This is a genomic window from Corynebacterium glyciniphilum AJ 3170 (assembly GCF_000626675.1).
Taxonomy (GTDB): domain Bacteria; phylum Actinomycetota; class Actinomycetes; order Mycobacteriales; family Mycobacteriaceae; genus Corynebacterium; species Corynebacterium glyciniphilum.
The window spans coordinates 1,500,590-1,516,430 of record NZ_CP006842.1 but is presented as its reverse complement, the minus strand read 5'-3'; the positions used below and the strand labels follow the sequence as shown (position 1 = coordinate 1,516,430).

The 15,841-nt window shown below is 65.7% G+C and carries 13 protein-coding genes and 3 tRNA genes; 6 read left to right on the top strand and 10 right to left on the bottom strand.

The genetic code is table 11. From position 1 onward, the window contains the following. A complete protein-coding gene (gene leuC / locus CGLY_RS07140) occupies positions 1 to 1,491 on the bottom strand; it encodes a 3-isopropylmalate dehydratase large subunit (protein WP_038547940.1) in 1,491 nt (496 codons plus the stop codon). 115 nt (positions 1,492 to 1,606) lie between these two features. On the opposite strand from leuC, the gene CGLY_RS07135 reads away from it, so the two are divergent. Beyond that, a complete protein-coding gene (locus CGLY_RS07135) occupies positions 1,607 to 2,371 on the top strand; it encodes an IclR family transcriptional regulator (protein ID WP_081803815.1) in 765 nt (254 codons plus the stop codon). 167 nt (positions 2,372 to 2,538) lie between these two features. On the opposite strand, the gene CGLY_RS07130 is transcribed toward CGLY_RS07135, so the two are convergent. Beyond that, a tRNA-Glu gene (locus CGLY_RS07130) sits at positions 2,539 to 2,611 on the bottom strand. A gap of 154 nt (positions 2,612 to 2,765) precedes the next feature. On the opposite strand from CGLY_RS07130, the gene CGLY_RS07125 reads away from it, so the two are divergent. Next, entirely contained in the window at positions 2,766 to 3,767 is a 1,002-nt protein-coding gene (locus CGLY_RS07125; RefSeq protein ID WP_038547935.1) for a winged helix DNA-binding domain-containing protein, read from the top strand. 4 nt (positions 3,768 to 3,771) lie between these two features. Here the strand turns inward: CGLY_RS07125 and CGLY_RS07120 are convergent, their stop codons facing one another. The 5 genes from CGLY_RS07120 to CGLY_RS07100 all read right to left on the bottom strand — a co-directional run bounded on the left by CGLY_RS07120 (position 3,772) and on the right by CGLY_RS07100 (position 7,338). Continuing rightward, entirely contained in the window at positions 3,772 to 4,584 is an 813-nt protein-coding gene (locus CGLY_RS07120) for a histidine phosphatase family protein (protein ID WP_052540759.1), read from the bottom strand. 224 nt (positions 4,585 to 4,808) lie between these two features. Next, a tRNA-Glu gene (locus tag CGLY_RS07115) sits at positions 4,809 to 4,881 on the bottom strand. A 36-nt stretch (positions 4,882 to 4,917) separates the two neighbouring features. Further along, a tRNA-Gln gene (locus tag CGLY_RS07110) sits at positions 4,918 to 4,989 on the bottom strand. Positions 4,990 to 5,110: 121 nt separating this feature from the next. Beyond that, on the bottom strand, positions 5,111 to 6,601 hold the full coding sequence (gltX, locus tag CGLY_RS07105) for a glutamate--tRNA ligase (protein WP_038547931.1): 1,491 nt from the start codon (positions 6,599 to 6,601) through the stop codon (positions 5,111 to 5,113). Positions 6,602 to 6,612: 11 nt separating this feature from the next. Further along, entirely contained in the window at positions 6,613 to 7,338 is a 726-nt protein-coding gene (locus tag CGLY_RS07100) for a TIM barrel protein (protein WP_227590418.1), read from the bottom strand. A 117-nt stretch (positions 7,339 to 7,455) separates the two neighbouring features. Here CGLY_RS07100 and CGLY_RS07095 point away from each other — a divergent pair, with 117 nt between their 5' ends. Continuing rightward, positions 7,456 to 8,214, top strand: coding sequence for an SDR family oxidoreductase (locus CGLY_RS07095; protein WP_052540756.1), 759 nt, complete (start codon positions 7,456 to 7,458; stop codon positions 8,212 to 8,214). A 76-nt stretch (positions 8,215 to 8,290) separates the two neighbouring features. Then, positions 8,291 to 9,433 (top strand): isochorismate synthase, encoded by a 1,143-nt coding sequence (locus tag CGLY_RS07090; protein WP_038547922.1) that lies wholly within the window; start codon positions 8,291 to 8,293, stop codon positions 9,431 to 9,433. Between the two features lie 46 nt (positions 9,434 to 9,479). Here CGLY_RS07090 and CGLY_RS07085 read toward each other — a convergent pair whose 3' ends face one another. From CGLY_RS07085 to CGLY_RS07075, 3 genes are read right to left on the bottom strand one after another with little or no spacing between them, the layout of a single operon-like run. Beyond that, entirely contained in the window at positions 9,480 to 10,286 is an 807-nt protein-coding gene (locus tag CGLY_RS07085) for a fumarylacetoacetate hydrolase family protein (protein ID WP_038547917.1), read from the bottom strand. 49 nt (positions 10,287 to 10,335) lie between these two features. Next, complete coding sequence (locus CGLY_RS07080; RefSeq protein ID WP_038547914.1) at positions 10,336 to 11,013, bottom strand: exonuclease domain-containing protein; 678 nt, start codon at positions 11,011 to 11,013, stop codon at positions 10,336 to 10,338. Next, on the bottom strand, positions 11,010 to 12,956 hold the full coding sequence (locus CGLY_RS07075) for a putative nucleotidyltransferase substrate binding domain-containing protein (RefSeq protein ID WP_038547909.1): 1,947 nt from the start codon (positions 12,954 to 12,956) through the stop codon (positions 11,010 to 11,012). Before CGLY_RS07075 ends, CGLY_RS07080 begins: the two co-directional genes overlap by 4 nt. 134 nt (positions 12,957 to 13,090) lie before the next feature. Here CGLY_RS07075 and CGLY_RS07070 point away from each other — a divergent pair, with 134 nt between their 5' ends. Together CGLY_RS07070 and CGLY_RS07065 are read left to right on the top strand one after the other, a co-directional pair. After that, positions 13,091 to 13,708: a PadR family transcriptional regulator gene (locus tag CGLY_RS07070; protein WP_038547904.1), complete on the top strand. Its 618-nt coding sequence runs from the start codon at positions 13,091 to 13,093 to the stop codon at positions 13,706 to 13,708. Positions 13,709 to 13,726: 18 nt separating this feature from the next. Beyond that, the gene (locus CGLY_RS07065; RefSeq protein ID WP_038551858.1) at positions 13,727 to 15,808 is read left to right on the top strand and encodes an NADPH-dependent 2,4-dienoyl-CoA reductase; all 2,082 of its coding nucleotides are present in this window, start codon (positions 13,727 to 13,729) and stop codon (positions 15,806 to 15,808) included. Positions 15,809 to 15,841 lie beyond the last annotated feature (33 nt).

Here is a 15,841-nt window from a genome sequence, read left to right as displayed (position 1 = left end):
TCAGGCTCCCTTCTCGACGCTGAGGGTAGGCAGATCGGACGGACTGGCCAGGTGACCCAGGACAGCAGTCGCTGCGGCGACCGGCGGTGAGACCAGATGGGTGCGTCCGCCCTTACCCTGACGGCCCTCGAAGTTGCGGTTCGACGTCGATGCCGCCCGCTCCCCCGGGGCAAGCTGGTCGGGGTTCATGCCCAGGCACATCGAGCACCCCGCGGTACGCCACTCGGCACCGGCGTCGAGGAAGACCTTATCGAGCCCTTCGGATTCCGCCTGTGTCTTGACCGAGGTGGATGACGGCACGACCATCATGTGCACCGAGCGTGCGACGGTCCGGCCACGCAGCACTTCGGCTGCGGCCCGCAGATCCTCGATACGGCTGTTGGTGCACGATCCGAGGAAGACGGTGTCGATGCCGATCTCGCGCAGGGGCGTTCCCTGTTCCAGACCCATGTATTCCAGCGCGGATTCCGCTGAGACCCGCGCGGTCTCGTCGGTGATGTCCTCCAGGTACGGGACAGCGCCGTCCAGCGGAAGCCCCTGGCCCGGGTTCGTACCCCAGGTGACGAACGGCGTCAGGGCGGATCCGTCGATCTCGACGACGGTGTCGTAGGTCGCACCCTCGTCGGTCTGCAACGAGCGCCAGTACTCGACCGCGTCGTCCCAGTCCTGACCCGTCGGCGCATACCTGCGGCCATTGAGATAGTCGAAAGTCACGTCGTCCGGGGCGATCATCCCTGCCCGCGCACCTGCCTCGATGCTCATGTTGCAGATCGTCAGGCGCCCTTCCATCGACAGCTTCCGGATGGCTTCACCGCGGTACTCGATGATGTGCCCCTGCGCACCACCAGTACCGATCTTCGCAATAATGGCGAGGATCAGGTCCTTTGCCGTGACGCCGGGCTGCAGTTCACCGCTGACGTCGATCGCCATGGTCTTGAACGGGGCGAGCGGCAATGTCTGGGTCGCCAGCACATGTTCAACTTCGCTGGTTCCGATGCCCATGCCGATGGAGCCGAAAGCGCCGTGGGTGGAGGTGTGCGAGTCACCGCAGACGATGGTCATGCCGGGTTGGCTCGCGCCGAGCTGCGGTCCGACGGTGTGCACGATGCCCTGGTCGCCATCGCCCATGGAGTGCAGGACAACGCCGTACTCCTCGCAGTTCTTGCGCAAGGTCTCCACCTGCAGGCGTGAGACCTTGTCCTCAATCTCGAGGAGATTGCCCGAGTGGACACCCAGGGTCGGGACGTTGTGGTCCTCGGTGCCCAGGGTCAGGTCGGGCCGCCGCAGCGGCCGGTTGTTCTGCCGCAGCCCGTCGAACGCCTGCGGGCTGGTGACTTCGTGGATCAGGTGGAGGTCGATGTACAGCAGGTCCCGTCCACCGTTCTCTCCTCTGGTCACGACATGTGAGTCCCACACCTTCTGCGCGAGCGTGCGCGGGGGCGCGGTGGTCGTCTTGTCGTCTGGTTGCGTCTGCCGGGTCACAGCATTCACAGTTCTCTCCTCAGTCCCTTCAGTCCCTTCAGCCTTCCGGAGAATCCGGCGGTGCCCGCTCGTCACTGCGTGGCAGCCTGGAAGTTCCACTGGTTGGAATGTATAGTATCAGATCATGGGAAACCCCACCTACACTGAGACGTCCTCTCCGAACCCGACGGCTGCGGCGGCCACGGCGTCCACGACCACCAGCGGCATCCAGGTCCTCGACCGCGCCCTGCTCATCCTGGGCATTGTCGCGCGGCGCCCGCACAGCCTCTCCGAACTGTGCGAGACCACAGGTCTGCCCCGCGCCACCGCGCACCGGATCGCCGTCGCACTGGAGAAGCACCGCATGGTGACGCGCCTGGAGGACGGTCAGTGGACCGCCGGACCGGCGCTGGCGGAACTCGCGCCGAAGTCCTCCACGCGACTGGACGAGGCCGCCGAGCACGTCCTGCCCGACTTGGTCGAGCGCACCGGCGAAGCCGTCCAGATCTACAAACTGTCCGGACGGGAGCGCGTCTGCATCGCCACGGCGGAACCCCGGCAAGGCCTGCGGGACACGGTACCAGTAGGGAACCGCCTGACCCTCACCGCCGGGTCCGCGGCAAAGGTCCTCGTCGCCTACTCCCCCAAGGTCTTCCAGGACGATATCCTCGCCAACGCAAACTACACCGCTGAGGATCTCGAGCTCGTCCGAGCCGGCCAGATCGCCGAATCCGTCGGGGAACGGGATGCGGCCCTGGCCAGTGTCTCGGTGCCGGTGCGGGACGCCTCCGGCGTGGTCGCCGCCCTGTCGATCTCCGGGCCCGCCGAGCGTATGGGCCCCTCGCCAGCGGCGCGGCACCGCGAGGCACTGCAGCACAGCGCCGCCGAGTTGGAGCGTTACCTGCGCTGAGGGGCCAGGAGGCACGAGCGCACACTGTCGCGCGCTGAGACGGACACCCTGGGTCGGAAAATGGGGACGTGCCCACCCCTGAGTGTCTGTCCCAACGCCACACCACGTTCCGACGGTCCTGCGGACGCAGAAAAGCCCGGTCCGAAGACCGGGCTGAACGTAACTTGTACCCCGTACGGGATTTGAACCCGTGTTACCGGCGTGAGAGGCCAGCGTCCTAGGCCGCTAGACGAACGGGGCAAGGACTTTCACATAGATTGACCAGCAGGACGTGTGTCCGCGCTGTGCAACGGAGAGAACTATATAGGACTGTCGGTAGAAGCACATAATCACGTCCATGACGTGCGAAGATCCTGTCTGAACCCCGGTCCGCCCCACCGACTACGCTGGACCCATGACCACGCTCAGTGCCGACCGTCTCCGAGGCTTCCGGCTTATCGCGCAACTGCTCGCACCGTCACGGGCGCGACCGCTCCCCGAGGGGGCGGACATCCACGCCGCGTCCGCGCACATGCTCGCCGTGCAGGCGCAGAATCTCCGTGCCGGAGTCACCGCACTCGGTCTGCGTGCTGGAGTGACTGACCTCGCCGAGGCTGCCCTCGACGATGCCGGTGTCGTCCGCAGCTGGTCGCAGCGCGGCACCCACCATCTGCTCGCCGCGGAAGACGTGCGGTGGATGACCCGCCTGTGCACGCCACGGGTCCAGGCTGCCTCGGAGAAGCGCCGAAGCGGCCTGGGGCTCTCCGACAACGACGTCGACACATGCCGAACGGCGCTCCTCGTCCGGCTCGCAGCCACTCCCGCTCCCCTGCCACGCAGCGAGGCCTACCAGGTGTTCGCGGAGGCGGGGGTAAACCCGGACGGCGGGCGTGGGCCGCACATGCTGCGCCATTTCGGCGGTGAGGGTGAGATCATCCAGGGGTCGCGCTCCACCGGCACAGGGCGTAGCGAGGACACCTTCGTCCTCCACGACGCCGTCGTGCCACGGCCCCGCGACCTCACCGGGAAGGACGCGTTGCGCGAGCTCGCCGTCCGCTACTACCGCTCGCGCGGGCCTGCCACCGTCAAGGACCTGGCATGGTGGTCGGGGCTGATGCTCCGGGACGTGCGCACAGCGACCGCTCTCGCTCTCGACACCGGCACTGTCGTCACTCTTAACGCCCCAGACGGTCGGATACTCCACCTGGCCGACTGGCAGCGGGATGTCACGGACGCAGAAGTCGACAACGCGCTCAGCACTCCACGGGACCTTCCCGCTTTCGACGAGTACCTGTTGGGCTACACGGACCGCTCAGACGTCATGACGGACGCCGTGGCCGTCGAGGTCGGCCCCACGAAGAACGGCCTCTTCCATGCGTTCCACATCGAGGACGGCACCGTGACGGGCCGGTCCTGACCTGTTACTCCGACAACAGCCGCGCCTGCTCCTCGGCGACCGCCAGCAGCTCTTCATTGCTGAGGTAGTCGCGGTCGAAACGCTGCCACGGCTGTTCGACCATGCGCCACTGACCGGTCGTCCTGTCGCAGAACGGGTGTGCCGCGCGGACCCACCGCATCCAGGGGGCCACCTCCCCGGTATCGGGGCTGATCCGTGTGTAGTGCAGCACCGTGCAGTTGAAGATGGTCATCTCCGAGTCCTTGTCGTACCGCAGGAACTCCTCGTCACTCCATCGCTCGAGGACCAGGCGCGTTGACCACATGAAGTCCCCGTGCGTGACCACCAGGACGTTCTGCTCGCTACTCTCCCGGTGCAGGGTGCTGAGCATGTTCCGCACCCGGTTCTCTGCGACGTTCGCGATCGACTCACCCGCCGGCGGTGCCCAGTACAGCGGATCCTTCCTCCGCAGCAGAGCGTTGTGCGCGTACTGCTCCTCGAAGACCTTGCGCGGCAGTGGCGAGATTTCGCCCCAGGACCGCTCTCGCACCACGCGGTTCTCTTCCCACCGCGCGCCCACCAGTCCCAGGTTCGCCGCGGTCTCCCGGGTACGGACGTACGGGGAGGTGATACAGCGGTCGAGATCGTCGACATGGTTGGTGATCCACGTGCCAGCCGCGTGCGCCTGGGCGACACCTGCATCGGTGAGCCGCCACGAGCGGTCCGCCACCAGCATCGTCTCTTCACTGAACAGTGCCTGGTCGCCGGCCTTGTCTGCACGCTGGATCACATTGGCTTCACTCTGGCCGTGGCGGACGAGGATCAGGTTCTTCGGCATGGTCACCTCACCCACCCTAGACCTTTCGTATACGAACCCACCGACGCACCCTCCCTCCCCGCCCCTACCGGACTGGTCCGGTCTGGTCGACGTTGTTCTGGAACACCGCGGCATCGGTGGAATTGCGGGTCCCGGACCGACAACGGCGCGGGGTTCCGGAGCCCCTGACCCTGGACATGCGAAAAGCCCGGTCCGAAGACCGGGCTTTTCATTCACATACCTTGTACCCCGTACGGGATTTGAACCCGTGTTACCGGCGTGAGAGGCCAGCGTCCTAGGCCGCTAGACGAACGGGGCGAGAAAACAAACTGCACATCATATCCAGCGTTTCCGCTGGCCTACCAGGACTCGAACCTAGAACGACGGTACCAGAAACCGCTGTGTTGCCAATTACACCATAGGCCATTCGTTGCTCTGTGCACCGCGTGTTCCCCGCGCTGCCTTGCAACGGTGGATACTATAACCAGGACGCACTCCGAGTCGCAAATTGCGAGGTCAGAGCAGTACTCCTGCTCCAGTAGCCGTCCTACTCCGCGGCGGCCCACGGCGTGACCGCGCGGGCCGCACGCAGACGGGCGAGGGTGGACTCCTTCCCCAGCAGCTCCATCGACTCGAAGAGCGGCGGCGAGACCGCAGCCCCGGAAACCGCCACCCGCAGGGCGCCGTAGGCCTTGCGCGGCTTGAGTTCCATGGTCTCGATCAGACGCGAGGACAGGGCCGCCTCGATGGTCGCGGTGACGAACACGTCACCGTCAATGGCCTGGACCTCCTCGATGGCAGCGTCGAGAACCTCGACCGCATCCTCCTTGAGGTTCTTCTTCGCCGACTTGGCCTCGAGCTCGAGGTCCTCGTCTGCGGTCACCAGGAAACGCAACAGGCCGTCGGCGTCGCTGAGGGTCTTGATCCGGGTCTGCACCAGGTCTGCGGCGAAAGCGAACTTGTCGTCCGGATAGTCCGTCGGGAAGCCCTTGTACTCCTCCAGATAGCTGCGCAGCCGCCCGGTGAAGTCCTCCAGATCCAGCAGGCGGATGTGGTCGGCGTTGAGTGCTTCGAGCTTCTTCTGGTCGAACCGCGCCGGATTGGGTTTGACATCGGCGACGTCGAAGTTCGCCACGAGCTGCTCGACGCCGAAGACGTCCTCGTCAGCCGACAGGGACCAGCCCAGCAGGGAGAGGTAGTTCAGCATGCCCTCCGGGATGATGCCGTTGTCCCGGTGGTTGAACAGGTTGGACTCCGGATCACGCTTCGAGAGCTTCTTGTTGCCCTCACCCATGACGAACGGCAGGTGGCCGAAGGTGGGGGTCGCCTCGGCGATACCAATACGCACCAGGGCCTCGTACAGCGCGAGCTGACGCGGGGTTGACGGCAGCAGATCTTCGCCACGCAGCACGTGGGTGATGCGCATCAGGGCATCGTCGACCGGGTTGACCAGGGTGTAGAGCGGCTGGCCGTTGGAGCGTGCCACCACGAAGTCCGGCACCGTCGTCCCGTCGACGACCATGTCACCGCGGACAAGGTCAGACCAGGTCCAGGACTTCTGCGGCATACGCAGCCGCCACACCGGGGAGCGCCCCTCTGCCTCGAAGGCCGCGATCTGCTCGGAGGACAGGTCGCGGTCGAAGTTGTCGTACCCCAGCTTCGGGTCCCGACCGGCCGCACGGTGACGCTCCTCGACCTCCTCGGGGGTCGAGTAGGCCGGGTAGACGTCGCCGGACGCCTTGAGCTTCTCGAGAACCTCTGTGTAGATCTCCATACGCTGGGACTGCCGGTAGGGACCGTGCGGGCCTCCGGGCTCCCCGACACCCTCGTCCCAGTCCAGGCCGAGCCAGGTCAGGGAGTCGACGATCGCCTCGTAGGACTCCTCGGAGTCGCGGGCAGCGTCGGTGTCCTCGATCCGGAACACCAGCTTGCCGCCGGTGTGCCGGGCGTAGGCCCAGTTGAACAGTGCGGTGCGGACCATGCCGACGTGCGGGGTCCCGGTCGGCGAGGGGCAGAAACGTACGCGTACTTCACTCATGGTGCCCTATTTCACCACATCCACTCCCCCGCCACGTCGCCGGAGTACCCGGCGGAGCGCAGCGCACCCACCCATTCCTCCAGCGGCAGCGCGCCACTCCCCGGTGCACCACGACCGGGTTCGTCGGCGATCTGGACGTGCGCCGGGAATACCGCATCGTCGTCGTCCGACTTCCCGAGAGTGTCCAACCACGTCGGCACGTCATCGGTCTGGCTGAGATGCCACAGGTCAGCCAGTAATGCGGTGTTGGAGATGCTGCTGATCACCGCCCGCGCGTCAGCGATCGTGGCGATCGGATAGTCGTCCACACCGGAGCTGGGCTCGATCAGAACGATGCCCTGCCCTCTGCCTTCCGCCGTGTGCGCCACAGCAGCGATGTTGTCGAGCTGGTCGGGTCCGAGCTTACGGCCTCCTCGTCCGACCAACAGGTTGAAGCGGTCAGCTCCGGTACCGTCAGCCAGCCGCGACATCGCGTCGACATGCCGTCGACTCAAGGGCCGCTCGTGCAGGACACCCCGGTCCCCGGCCGAGGTGTCACCACCCCAGTAGTTCACGGCGATCAGGGTGAGTTCCCGACGCGTCAGCTCGCCCACCAGGTCGTCGATCTCGTGGTCAGTGGGTTCAGGGGTGGTCCACGGCCACCACAGCTCAATCCTGTCCAGGCCAAGGGCTGCGGCCCGGCTCAGATCCGGGTCGCCCGGCGGCCTCCCGATTGAACAGTTCACTGTGTTCACCATGCTGGTCAGTTCCGCTGACATACTTTCGTCTCCGTTCTCCCGGGGTATTCCTCGGGACGGTACCGGTTATTCCAATCTACCGTCCGGAAGCGTTCTGGATCAGCGAGAATGGCAGCCATGACTGGTTTCGAGACTCCCCCGCACCCTGACCGTCCTGCCGACGCGCCTGTCGTCGCCATTACCGGTGCCGGCGGTGGGCTGGGGCGGACTTTCGCCGTTGCCCTGGCGGACGCCGGTTGGACTGTCGCCGCTCTGGGCCGTACCCGGCAGACCCTCGAGGAAACCGTTGTGGCCTGTCGGGGCGACGGGCACCTCGCCGTCGTGTGCGATGTGACCGACCGGCACTCCGTCGCCGCTGCCTTCGCCCAGGTGACCGGTGAGCTCGGAAGACTCGACCTTCTGGTCAACAACGCCGGCGTCCCCGGTCCCACAGGTCGTATCGACACCATCGACCCCACCGACTTCGACACGACCGTACGCACCAATCTCACCGGAGCCTTCCTCTGCACCCAGGCCGCTTTCACCTGGATGGCGGCCCACGGCGGCGGACGGATCATCAACAACGGGTCCATCGCGGCACATGCCCCACGTGCAGGCGCCGGCGCATACGCCGCATCCAAGGCTGCCGTGGCCTCGCTGACGGTGTCGACGGCACTGGACGGCCGGGACGTGGGGATCACCGCCACTGAACTGGACATCGGCAATGCACGCACCGCGCTCCTCGACACATTCACCACGAATGCTCCGTCCGAACCCACCTTCGACGCCGCCGACGCGGCCCGACTCCTGGTCAGCGTGGCACAGATGCCCACCGACGTGAGCGTGGACCGGGTGACGGTGACAGCTGCCGGGATGCCGTACCTCGGCCGTGGCTGAGCGCGTCGGCGCCCGTGCCCGCACCTGTGGGACGAGCAATTTCAGTTTGTTTCGCCCCCCTGAGTACGGTGGCTGTGTGATCAATAACGATCGCCCGTCAACAGCGCCGGACTTTCTCCTGTCCCGCGCGTCGGGCAGCATCCGCACTCAGGGGACACGCACGTCCTTCCCCGATCCGTTCGAGGCTGCGACAGCACTGCGTGACGGCAGCGCACGACTCGTCGTCGGCGCCGTCCCCTTCGACACCGGAAACCGCGCCGCGTTGACGGTTCCGGGCACCGTGATCGAAACAGAAGGGCCGCTGGAACCGCCCGCCCATTACCGTGGTCGGGAACTCGGTGACCGGCTCGAAGTGGTCAACGTCCACCCGTTGAGCAGCTCCGAGGAACACCAGTCCACCGTGGCGGCGGCGATCGAGACGATGCATAACACGACCCTGCGCAAGGTGGTGTTGGCACGGGCCGTCGACATCGAGTTCGCCGAAGAGGTCGACCCACTTCTCATCGCCGCCCGGTTGATCGACCTGTCTGCTCACCGGGACGGGTTCGCCGTCGACCTGTCGGCGACGGGACGCTCGGACGACCGCGGCACCATGCTGGTCGGTTCCTCCCCCGAGGTGCTGATCCGGAGACGCGGGACCACTGTCGAAGCGCGTCCGCTGGCAGGTTCCGCTGCCCGGCTTGCTGACCGGCAGGCCGACGAGACTGTCGGACGGATGCTGCGGGACTCCACCAAGGACCTCACCGAACACGAGTTGGTCGTGGACCACTACCGGCAGGTACTGAGCGGCGTCTGCTCCGAGCTCTCTATTCCTGATGCACCCGAGTTGATCAAGACCAATGAAATGTGGCACCTCGCCACTCCGGTGCGCGGCACGCTGCCAGACCTGAACTTCTCCGCCCTGGATCTCGCGCTGATGCTGCATCCCACCCCGGCGGTCGGTGGCACACCCACTGACGACGCCATTGGCATCATCAACGAGGTCGAGGAACCACGCTGCTTCTACGCCGGGTTCGTCGGGTGGTGCAACGATGACGGCGACGGCGAGTACATGGTCAGTATCCGCTGTGCTGAAGTCGCCGGAGCCACGGCGAGGGCGTGGGCCGGCGGTGGTGTCATCGCGTCGTCCTCCCCTGCCGCGGAGGCAGCGGAGACGACGGCGAAACTGCAGACCGCATTGCGGGCGCTCAACGTGCCCGCCACGATGCGGGCGGTCTGAGCCCCCCTCCCTCCAGGTAATCCCGCCCCCCTCCGGCGGGAACGGGTCAGTAGGCCTCGATAGGGTTGACCAGGTGTCCGAGACCCGGGATCTCGATGTCGATGGTGTCGCCGGGGACCATCTCAGCCGTGCCGGCCGGTGAACCGGTGCAGATCACATCACCGGGAAGCAGGGTAAAGGCCTGCGAGACCCACTCGACGATCTCCGGGATAGACTTGATCATCTGGTCCGAGTTGGAGTCCTGCTTGGTCTCTGTCTCCCCGTCATGGGTCAGGTGGGCCTTGATCGGCAGGTCCGTCAGGTCGGTGAAGTCCAGGTCGGTCTCGATCCACGGTCCCAACGGGCAGAAGCTGTCCAGTCCCTTGGCACGCGACCACTGACCGTCGGCGAACTGCAGGTCGCGGGAGGAGACGTCATTGACGATCGTGAAACCGAGCACGACGTTCTTCCAGTCGTCGCGCTTGACGTCCTTGCACGGCTTGCCGATAACGATGGCCAACTCGCCCTCAAACTCGACCCTGGTGGCCCACTCCGGCTTCCGGATCGGCGCACCGGTACCCACGACGGCTGTCGGCGGCTTCAGGAAGAGCGTCGGCGGCAGGTGCTCCGCGGACTTGTTGAAGACCTCCTTGACGTGGTCGGCGTAGTTGCGTCCCACGGCGACAACCTTGGAGGGCAGAATGGGGGCCAGCAGACGGACGTCCTCGAACGACCAGGTCCGTCCAGTGAACTCAGGCTCCCCGAAAGGGTGGCCGGCGATCTCACGGCAGGTTGCCCCGGTCCCGTCGGCCTCTCCCCCCTCCAGTGCCACGAAGGCCATACCTTCAGGGTGTGCGATGCGCGAAATTCTCATGGTCACTTAGCTTACAGAGGAAAACAGGGGACACCGAGACCGCCCCCGTCTATACTTGTGCGGACCTCAACGTCGAATAGGGTGACCGGCCGTTCGCCGGCGAGGTCATCGCGAGAAACAGCTCCGCACAGGACAGCGCGTCCGTGACCGCCCGGTGCGGCGGGTAGGACGGCAGCCCGTAACGGTCCCGGATCCGCGGCAGACGCAGGTCCTCACCCCGGGGCTGGACGGAGTCCCGTTCCATCCGTCGCCGCTCCAGCGCGTAGGTGTCCAGGGTCGGGACGACCAGCCCCGCGCCGAAGACGGACCGGCACGCCGCGGAGAGGAAATCTTCCTCGATCATGGAGAAGTGCGCCAGCATCACCCGTCCCTGCAGTGCTGCAAGCAGTTCTCCGAGAGCCTCCGCCAGCGGCATGCCGGCATCGACCATGTCATCGGTGAGACCGTGCACCGTGGCGGACTGCCCGACACCGCCACCGTCGTCCTTCGCACCGGAAATGACCACCTCCCGAGCACCCGACAGGACGATCCTGCGTCCATCCATCGGTACCCAGCCGATCGACAACAGCCGGTCGGTGGCCAGGTCAAGTCCGGTGGCCTCGACATCGACGGCGAGCACGGGAAGGTCATCCAGTGACGTCGAACCGGCGGGTCCGGCCACCGCGTAGAAATCCGCGAGCGCCCCGGTGGCCCGACGCTTCTCCCACAGTCTGCGCAGCAGGTTCATGTGTTCCTCACCGGATACTTGACTGCCAGCGAGGTCTGGATGCCCTTGATGATGCCGAAGGCGTCGCGGAGGTTCTCCCGGTCCAGTTTGCCCAACGAATCCGGGTCGATCCGGTAGTTCGCCTCAGCGCCGCTCCGGAGTTGGCTGGCCTGGTGCCGCAGGGACAGTGCTTTGAGGAAGTTGAAGGCTTCCGTCAGATCGCGGGCGGCCTTCTGAGTGAGGACCCCGGTGGATGCCGCCTGGGCGAGCCGCTGATGAGTCCCCACCGCTTTGACCCCACCCATCAGGGCGTATAACCGCGCGATCTGGACGATCGGAGCGGTGCCACCTGCTTTGACGTCGAGGGTATTGCGGTAGTCACCGCCGCGTTGGACGACAAGACCACGGAAGATGCCCAGCGGGGTCTCCTTCCGGGCCACCAGGGCAGCCAGGCGGGCGTGGAACCGGGAGGAACTGCGCGCCAACGCCACTGAATAGCGGTGGACCTGGTCGGCAAGTTCGCGGGCCCCGTAGATCGGACGCATATCGAAGAAGGTCTGCGCATGCAGCAGTGCGTCGGGGTTCGGGGCGGTGACCCAAGTGTGGAAGGAATCCTTCCACTGGTCCACCGTCATCCTCCACGCCGGGTTCATCGCCATCATGTCGCCCGGGCACAGGCGCTGCCCCGCCTCCCCCAGGCCGACGCAGACCAACCGCCCGAGTTCGGCGAAGTACTCCCCGTGGAGGTCCTCGTCGTAGGAGTTGTGGAGGACCAGGCCGTTGTCCTGGTCCGAGGAGAAACCGACAGCGCGACGGGCCTGGGAACCGATCACGATGAAGGCGTAGGGTACCGGCGGCGGGCCGAGCTTCTCCTCCGCCAGAACCAGGAGGCGACGTGCCAGAGAATCCAGGCCGACGGTCAGGATCTCACTAACCTCCTCAGCCGATGCTCCACGACTGATGAACCCGCTGGTCATCTCAGCGGTATCGTTGAAGATGCTGCGCATCTGCTCGGTGTCGGTGGCTTTCGCCAGGTCTGCGGTGAGATAGATCGGGTCGTTGCGCAGTGCACGCATAATGTCCGATGCCGAGATCACACCGGTGACCCCGTCGCCACCGCTGTCGAGTCCTCCGACGACGGGTAGGTGGTGGACACCCTGCTCACTCATCATCAGCATCGCCTCGAACGCCGTGGTGTCCGCAGTCGTGGAGAACGGATCTCGCGTCATGATGTCCGACACCGGGGTATCCGTGGACACTCCCTCGGCGATGACCCGCGTGCGTAGGTCACGGTCAGTAATGATTCCCACCAGCTCGTTGCCGGACACCGGCGGAAGCCCGAAGGTCTCTGCCGTGTCTGCCGTGTCTGCCGTGTCGGAGATGACGGGAAGACAGGAGATCCCGTTGTCACTCATCAACCGGGCTGCCTCGCGCACCGTCGCCTCACACCCCACGGATACCGGGTCGCGGTCGACCAGCTCGGCAACCCTGGTACGTAGCGCATCTGAGCCAGAACGCACGCTGAGCCGCTCTGCGGCGACCCTGATCCGTTCCGAGACGCCGGCGAAGTAACGGGCGACTTCGGGGTTCCGTTCGATCAGCCCACGGACTTCCTCGCGTGCCATCGTCAGCAGAAGACTGTCCTCGACCGCGATCATCGTGTAGCGCGACGGCCCGGGTTCAACACCGAACCCTCCCTTGGTCACGATGGTGGAATGGCCGAAGAACCGCCCGGTCCCCCGTCTGTCCAGCAGCACGTCCTGGCTGTCGAGGACGTCGACAGCGCCCGAACGGATGATGTACAGGGTGTCGTTCGGCTGTCCGGCGGTGATGACGGTCTCCCCGCGTCGGACGTAGATGATCTCCATCTTGCCGGGCAGAGAGTCCAGTTCCTCGTCCGGGAGATGACTGAATGGCTCGTGCCCGCTGAGGAACCTCCGGACCTCATCAAGTTCCACACTCATGGTCGGCAAGTCTATGGGCCGCGGGCCACGCACCGCCCCGGAATGCCCCCGAACCGGGGGTATATGAAACAAGTTTCACATCAATTCGTGTCTCCGTTCCACGAGGCGATGTGACGTGGATTACCCTGACTGGCATGGCACTGGAACACGCGATCATGATCTCCCTGGCCGAGAGGCCGGGAACCGGTTATGAGCTGGGACGACAGTTCGCCACATCCTTGGGCCACTTCTGGCCCGCAACCCGACAGCAGATCTACCGCACCCTGGCCCGGCTGCACGACGACGGACTGGTGACATGTCGCGATGTCGCCCAGGACGGCAGGCCGGACAAGAAGATCTACACCCTCTCCCCCGCAGGCAGGACGGCTCTACGCTCCTGGATCTCCGATCCTTCCGAGCTGATGAAGATCCGCGACGACCTGTCGGTGAAGATCCGCGGCGCCGAACACGGAGACCTCGACGACCTCCTCGCCGATATCGGGAGACACCGCGACGCCCACGAAGAACGGCTCCGGCTTTACCGCAGCTACGAGCGCACCCAGTTCCCTGAAGTCGCTGAAGCCGCTGAAGCCGCTGACTCCCCCGACGTCCCCGGCTCCCCCGGCGCGACGGGGACAGGCAGGGCCCTCACCGGACGCCGGCTGCACCAGCACCTGGTCCTCCGCCTCGGCATCCGGCTCGAGGACAGCTTCGTGGACTGGTGCACCGAAGTATTCGACGCCCTCACACACGACGACCGAGAAGGACAGTGAACGACCGTGACAGACGCAGTGACGACACCGACGACGCCGACCCCTCCCCCGTACCCTCATCTCTTCCGACCATTGACCATCGGTGGGCTGACTCTCCCCAACCGTTCGGTGATGGGGTCGATGCACACCGGTCTCGAGGACCGGATCTGGCACGCCGACCAGCTCGGCGAGTTCTATGCGGAGCGGGCCCGTGGTGGTGTGGGGCTCATCGTCACCGGTGGTATCACCCCGACGCGCAGCGGTGACCTGATGCCCTTCGGCGGCCGGATGGCCACTCCCCTGGCGGTTCTGCACCACCGACGGATCACCGACGCCGTCCATCGCGAAGGTGGACGGATCGCGATGCAGATCCTGCATGCCGGACGTTACGGCGTAACCCCCTTCAAGGCTGCCCCGGGCACGGAGCCGTCCCCCATTCACCCGTTCAAGCACATCCGGATGACCGAGGGGATGATTCGGCGCACGATCCGGTCCTACGGGCGTGCCGCACGGCTCGCCCGGAAAGCCGGCTACGACGCCGTCGAGATCATGGGCGGCGAGGGGTACCTCATCAATCAGTTCCTGTGCCCCCACACCAATGACCGGACTGACCGCTGGGGTGGGTCCACCGCCAACCGCCAGCGCTTCCTCGTTGAGGTCATCGACGAGATCCGACGTCAGGTTCCCCGGGATTTTCCGGTGATCCTGCGTCAGTCCATCGCCGACTTCGTCAAGAACGGCCAGACGTTCGATGAGATCGCACTGATGTCCCGACGGGCCGAACGCCACGGCGTCGATGCGATCAACACCGACATCGGGTGGCATGAGGCGCGTGTCCCGACCATCGTCACCTCGGTTCCCCGGGCGGCTTTCGTGAAGTTCACGGAGCGTCTGCGCGATGAGGTGTCGATCCCGCTGATCGCATCGAACCGCATCAACACCCCGGAGGTCGCCGAGGGCATCCTGGCCAACGGCAAGGTCGATGCGGTGTCAATGGCGCGCCCGTTGCTGGCCGACCCTCACTTCATGTCCAAGGCGAAGGAGGACCGTGCCGACGAGATCAACACCTGCATCGGTTGCAATCAGGCCTGCCTGGACCACGCATTTGTCGGAAAACCCATCTCCTGTCTGGTCAACCCGCGGGCCGGACGGGAGACGAAGCTGGTGCTCTCCCCGACGAGGCACGCGAAAAAGGTCGCTGTCGTCGGTGCCGGACCTGCGGGGCTGTCGGCGGCGGTGTCCGCTGCCGAGCGTGGCCACCAGGTTGAGTTGTTTGAGGCGCGTGACAGTATCGGCGGCCAGTTCTCCATCGCTGCCCGGATCCCCGGTAAAGAAGAGTTCCACGAGACGATCCGGTACTTCTCCACACAGCTCGACAAGCTCGGTGTCACGGTCCATCTCAACACCCACGCGTCGGCGTCCGATCTGGCGGACGGCGGATTCGACCACGTGATCATCTCCTCGGGGGTCATCCCCCGGGTACCTGCGATCGAAGGGGTGGACCACCCCAGCGTGATGACCTATGCCGAGGCCGTGCGTGGCGAACGCGAGATTGGCGGCACGGTTGCCGTGATGGGTGCCGGCGGCATCGGTTTCGACGTGTCCGAGTTTCTCACCACACCGACCGGCCCGGACTCCCCCGCGGTGAACCTGAAGGAGTGGGAGCAGGAGTGGGGCGTCGACGATGACCCGGCCGCTGTCGGCGCGTTGACGAAACCTCGCCCCGCGGAGCCGTTACGTCAGGTCTACATGGTGCAGCGCAAGGCCTCGCGCCAGGGTAAGACGCTGGGAAAGACCACAGGCTGGGTCCACCGCGCCGCCGTGAAGATGAAGAAGGTCGAACAGATCAGCGGTGCCACCTACGAGAAGATCGACGACGACGGTCTGCATCTGGCCTTCTACGACGAGAAGGACGGCACCCGCACACTGACCGGACGTCGGGTACTCAACGTCGACTCCATCGTCCTGTGCACCGGTCAGGAATCGGTCACCGATCTCGTCGAACCGCTCCGTGAGGCCGGTATCACCTTCGACGTCGTCGGCGGCGCCGACCTCGCCGCTGAACTCGACGCCAAGCGGGCGATCCTGCAGGGGACGGAGGCCGCCGCAGCCATCGCCTGACCCGGGCGATAGGGTCGGTTCAGGTGCCTCACC